The 1,493-nt window shown below is 71.7% G+C and carries 3 protein-coding genes; all 3 read right to left on the minus strand.

The annotated features are described in order from the left end of the window. On the minus strand, positions 1 to 273 hold a 273-nt coding region (locus DBR36_RS18700; RefSeq protein WP_258222948.1), incomplete at its 3' end, for an NUDIX domain-containing protein. A 166-nt stretch (positions 274 to 439) separates the two neighbouring features. Next, entirely contained in the window at positions 440 to 883 is a 444-nt protein-coding gene (locus DBR36_RS16655; RefSeq protein ID WP_108320806.1) for a DUF805 domain-containing protein, read from the minus strand. A gap of 99 nt (positions 884 to 982) precedes the next feature. Continuing rightward, positions 983 to 1,493, minus strand: a 511-nt coding sequence (locus tag DBR36_RS16660; RefSeq protein ID WP_308810976.1) for a DUF805 domain-containing protein, incomplete at its 5' end; no start/stop codon positions are given.

Raw genomic sequence — 1,493 nt, forward strand, 5'->3', positions numbered from 1 at the left:
CGCCTCTTCACCCGACTCCCGCAACGCTCCGTCGCGCGCGGACTCGCCCTGGTGCCGGGCCCCGCCGGGCAGGGCCCAGGTGTTGCCGAAGTGGCTCCACGCGACGCGGTGCTGCAACAGCACCCCGCGGTCGGCGTCGAGCGCGAGCAGTCCCGCGGCACCGAAACGACCCCAGTACTTCTCGCCCGTGGGCGCGACCACCCAGGCATCGCCGGGGTCGCGCGGACCGTGCGGGCGGCGCGGCTCACCGGGGGCGGGGGGCTCGATCGTCATCCCGTCCAGCCTGGCACAGTCGAGGCGGGCGGGCTCCGCCGGGCGTCACACGGCGCCGCGCAGCATCGGCGCGTCTCGCGGGGGCATCCGCCGCGCGGCCGAGGAGCGTCGGAACGCACGAACGCCCCGACCCCGCGCGAGCGGGACCGGGGCGTCCGAAACGTCGTCAGGCGTCGAAGCGCGCTCCGGCCGGGTCGGACGGCAGCAGCTCGAACACCAGCAGGATGATCGGACCGACGACGGGCACGAACACGATGAGCAGCCAGAAACCGCTCTTGTTCGAGTCGTGCAGACGGCGCACGACGAGCGCGATCCCGGGGACGATGGTCGCCAGGGTCCACGCGAGGTAGAGCAGGTAGAAGACCAGGCCCAGCCCCGAGGGGCCGACCGGCTGGCCGAGCTCGTCGACGGTCGGGCCGCTGGTGGCGAGCGCCAGACCGCTCAGCACGGCCGCGACGACGACGTTCACCAGCACCCACCACCAGAACTCGCTGCGGCTGGCGCGGCCCCGGAAGGTCGCGTACTTCTTGAAGAAGCGCTGGACGGCGGCGCCGAGCGGCGCTCCGTAGTACGGCTGATCGAGCGGCACGGCGCTCCGGACGTTGGTCATGTCGGTCTCCTGCATAGCGGCGAGTGTGCGTATCGACGGGTCGTCGTCGCGAATGCACCCTATCGACTCCGTGGGAACGGCCGCGTCATCGCACGTCACTCAGCGATCGAAACGGACACCCTCGGGTCGCGGGCCGAGCACCGTCAGAACGAACAGGACGATCGCGCCCACGAGCGGGAACACACCTACCAGGATCCAGAAACCGCTGCGGTTGGCGTCGTGCAGCCGTCGGACGAGCACGGCGAGGGTGGGGAGGAACGTCCCCACCGCCCACACCACCCAGACGAGGCCGAGCGCGATGCCGTGGGGACCGGTCACCGTCATCGACCCGTCGGCCTCGACGCGGATGCCGTCGGTCAGCGTCGGAAGGGCGTTCAGCACCGCGCCCACGACGGCGCCGGTCAGCACCCACCACCAGTATTCGCTGCGACTCGCGCGTCCGCTGAAGGTGGCGTACTTGACGAAGAAGCGACGGACCGCCGCCCCGAGGGGCGCCCCGTAGTACGGCTGGTCGAGCGGCGGAGCGGTGCGCGTCATGGCGTCTCCCGAACGGTTGATGGATGCCACGGCATCCACCGTCGCCCGTGCACCGTATCGAGTCCCGGCATCC

The organism is Microbacterium sp. HMWF026 (genome assembly GCF_003061325.1).
In the GTDB taxonomy this organism is placed as follows: Bacteria; Actinomycetota; Actinomycetes; order Actinomycetales; family Microbacteriaceae; genus Microbacterium; species Microbacterium testaceum_E.

What these genes read in the sequence shown, in the direction of transcription:
- DBR36_RS16655 (WP_108320806.1), bottom strand. Translation starts at nt 883, where the DNA reads ATGACCAACGTCCGGAGCGCCGTGCCGCTCGATCAGCCGTACTACGGA.